Origin of the sequence: Kitasatospora sp. NPDC058478 (assembly GCF_042720345.1) — a bacterium.
Classification (GTDB): domain Bacteria; phylum Actinomycetota; class Actinomycetes; order Streptomycetales; family Streptomycetaceae; genus Kitasatospora.
Window position 1 is genome coordinate 1 of sequence record NZ_JBHXML010000150.1, and the last position, 3,666, is coordinate 3,666.

3 protein-coding genes are annotated in these 3,666 nt (G+C 69.6%); all 3 read right to left on the reverse strand.

Translation table 11 applies throughout. The features are described 5' to 3' along the window. Positions 1-67: 67 nt before the first annotated feature. Complete coding sequence (serA, locus tag ACFWPT_RS40715) at positions 68-1,657, reverse strand: phosphoglycerate dehydrogenase (protein ID WP_063347726.1); 1,590 nt, start codon at positions 1,655-1,657, stop codon at positions 68-70. A 237-nt stretch (positions 1,658-1,894) separates the two neighbouring features. After that, positions 1,895-2,893 carry a ketol-acid reductoisomerase gene (gene ilvC / locus ACFWPT_RS40720; protein WP_063347727.1) on the reverse strand — a complete coding sequence of 333 codons (999 nt, stop codon included), beginning with the start codon at positions 2,891-2,893 and terminating at the stop codon, positions 1,895-1,897. Between the two features lie 115 nt (positions 2,894-3,008). Beyond that, a complete protein-coding gene (ilvN, locus tag ACFWPT_RS40725) occupies positions 3,009-3,533 on the reverse strand; it encodes an acetolactate synthase small subunit (RefSeq protein WP_030302941.1) in 525 nt (174 codons plus the stop codon). Positions 3,534-3,666: the final 133 nt, after the last annotated feature.

The window sequence follows — 3,666 nt, forward strand, 5'->3', positions numbered from 1 at the left end:
CGGGGGTCACCCCGGGGGGCCCCGCCCCGCCGCCCCCGGCGGGCCCGGGCCCCGGGGGGCGTCGGGCTCAGGCGCCCAGGTCGACCGAGCGGGCGAAGCGGGCGCCGATCTCGGCGGCGATCGCCGACAGCACGTCCTGCGGGATCTGGCTGTCCACGGTGATGGAGGCGAGCGCGCCGCCGCCGTCGCGGGCGACCTGCATGCCGGCGATGTTGATGCCGGCGTCGCCGAGGTGGCGGCCGAGCACGCCGACCACGCCGGGGCGGTCCTCGTACTTGAAGAAGGCCATGTGGTCGGTGAGCGCGACGTCCACGTCGAAGGCGTCCACGCCGACGATCTTCTGGGTCTGCTTCGGGCCGGCCAGGGTGCCGGAGATGGCGATCTCCTCGCCGTTCGCGAGCGTGCCGCGGACGGTGATCACGTTGCGGTGCTCGGCGCTCTCGCTGGAGGTGGTCAGGCGGACCTCGACGCCGCGCTCCTGGGCGAACAGCGGGGCGTTGACGTAGGACACCGTCTCCGCCACCACGTCCTCGAACACGCCCTTCAGCGCGGACAGTTCGAGCACCTTCACGTCGTGCTGGGTGATCTCGCCGCGGACCTCGACGTCGAGCCGGACGGCGACCTCGCCGGCCAGCGCGGTGAAGATCCGGCCGAGCTTCTCGGCCAGCGGCAGGCCCGGGCGCACGTCCTCGGCGATCACGCCGCCCTGGACGTTGACGGCGTCCGGCACCAGCTCGCCGGCCAGCGCCAGGCGCACCGACTTGGCGACGGCGATGCCGGCCTTCTCCTGCGCCTCGTCGGTGGAGGCGCCCAGGTGCGGGGTGGCGACCACGTTGTCGAAGCCGAACAGCGGGGAGTCGGTGCACGGCTCCTTGGTGTACACGTCCAGGCCGGCGCCGGCCACCCGGCCGTCGCGCAGGGCGTTGGCGAGCGCCTCCTCGTCCACGATGCCGCCGCGGGCGGCGTTGACGATGCGCACGGTCGGCTTGACCTTGTGCAGCGCCTCGTCGCCGATCAGGCCGATGGTCTCGGGGGTCTTGGGGAGGTGGACGGTGATGAAGTCCGAGACCTCCAGCAGCTCCTCCAGGGTGACCAGCTTGACGCCCATCTGGGCAGCGCGGGCGGCCTGGATGTAGGGGTCGTACGCGACGATCTTCATGCCGAACGCGGACATCCGCTGGGCGACCAGGACGCCGATCCGGCCGAGGCCGACGACGCCGAGGGTCTTCTCGCTCAGCTCGACGCCGGTGTACTTGTTGCGCTTCCACTCGCCCTGCTTGAGCGCGGCGTTGGCCGGCGCGATGTTGCGGGCGACGGAGATCAGCAGGCCGCAGGCGAGTTCGGCGGCGGTGACGATGTTGGAGGTCGGCGCGTTCACGACCATCACGCCGGCCTTGGTGGCGGCGGCGACGTCCACGTTGTCCAGGCCGACCCCGGCCCGGGCGACCACCTTGAGCTTGCGGGCGACGGCCAGCGCCTCCGCGTCGACCTTGGTGGCGGAGCGGATCAGGATCGCGTCGACGTCGGCGATCGCGCCGAGCAGCTCGGTGCGGTCGGCGCCGTTGCAGTGGCGGATCTCGAAGTCGGGGCCGAGGGCGTCGACGGTGGCGGGCGACAGCTCTTCGGCGATCAGGACGACGGCGGTTTTGGATGTCACAGTGCTCACGACAGTGTGTCCTTAACTCTGCGGTTCTCCCCGGCACGTGGGTGGCGTGGACGGCGGGGGGAAGGTGGCATGCCGCGTAGGTAGACGCACGACGCTGTGGGCCTGACGCGCACTCGGAGTGTATCGACGGGCTGGGTACCAGGCTGCTCCCGTCCGGCGAAATCACCCGGACGAGAGCAGCCTACTTGTACAAGGAAGTTACAAAATCGGGCAGAGCCCGAGGCCGGTTCAGGCCTTGTCGTCGACCCAGCTCATCAGCGAGCGCAGCTTCTTGCCGGTGGTCTCCAGCAGGTGGTCCTCGTCGGCCTTCTTGTACTCGTTGTACTTGGGCAGACCGGCCTTGTACTCGGCGATCCAGGTGTTGGCGAAGGTGCCGTCCTGGATCTCGGCGAGGACCTTGCGCATCTCGGCCTTGGTGGCGTCGGTGATGATCCGCGGGCCGGTGACGTAGTCGCCCCACTCGGCGGTCTCGGAGACCGACCAGCGCATCTTCTCCAGGCCGCCCTCGTACATCAGGTCGACGATGAGCTTCAGCTCGTGCAGGCACTCGAAGTAGGCGATCTCCGGCTGGTAGCCGGCCTCGACCAGGGTCTCGAAACCGGCCTTCACCAGGGCGGCGGTGCCACCACAGAGGACGGCCTGCTCACCGAACAGGTCGGTCTCGGTCTCCTCGGTGAAGGTGGTCTTGATGACGCCGGCCTTGGTGGCGCCCAGGCCCTTGGCGTAGGACAGCGCCAGGTCGAAGGCCTTGCCGGAGGCGTCCTGCTCGACGGCGACGATCGCGGGGACGCCGCGGCCCTCCTCGTACTGGCGGCGGACCAGGTGGCCCGGGCCCTTCGGGGCGACCATGCAGACGTCGACGTCCGCCGGGGGCTTGATGAAGCCGAAGCGGATGTTCAGGCCGTGGCCGAAGAACAGGGCGTCGCCGGCCTTCAGGTGCGGGGCGATGTCGGCCTCGTAGACGTCGGCCTGGATCGGGTCCGGCACCAGGATCATGATGACGTCGGCCTCGGCCGCGGCCTCGGCCGGGGTGACGACGCGCAGGCCGGCCTCCTCCGCCTTGGCACGGGACTTGGACTCCGGCTTCAGGCCGACCCGGACGTCGGCGCCGGAGTCGCGCAGGGACAGCGCGTGGGCGTGGCCCTGGCTGCCGTAGCCGATGACCGCGACCTTGCGGCCCTGGATGATGGACAGGTCGGCGTCGTCTTCGTAGAACAGCTCGGCCACGGGGGCACATCTCCTTGCGTGATGGTTGCCGGGTACGCGTTCTCTACGGTAGGCGTACCGGCGGGGGCGTGGGGCGGTGCTTCAGGGTGTGAGACGGCCTGCGTCTCGGGGGTGCTCAGGCGCTGCGGTCGAGGGCGCGCAACGAGCGGTCCGTGATCGAACGGGCGCCGCGCCCGATGGCGACCAGGCCGGACTGGACCAACTCCTTGATGCCGTAAGGCTCCAGCATCCGGAGCATGGCCTCCAGCTTGTCCGAGCTTCCGGTGGCCTCGATGGTCACCGCGTCCGGGGACACGTCGACCGTCTTGGCACGGAACAGCTGGACGATCTCGACGATCTGCGACCGGGTCTCGTTGTCGGCGCGGACCTTCACCAGGACCAGTTCCCGCTGGATCGCAGCGGACTGGTCGAGTTCGACGATCTTTATCACGTTCACGAGCTTGTTGAGCTGCTTGGTGACCTGTTCCAGCGGGAGGTCCTCGACGTTGACCACGATGGTCATCCGGGACACGTCCGGATGCTCGGTCGGGCCGACGGCGAGGGAGTCGATGTTGAAGCCCCGACGGGAGAACAGAGCGGCGATGCGGGCGAGCACGCCGGGCTTGTTCTCGACCAGGACGGAGAGGGTGTGCTTGGACATGGGGTTCCTCAGGCGCTCTGGAGTTGAAGGGGGGCGTTAGTCGAGGTCGTCGCCGAAGTCGGGGCGGACGCCCTTGGCGAACTGGATCTCGTCGTTGCTGGTGCCGGCCGCGACCATCGGCCAGACCATGGCG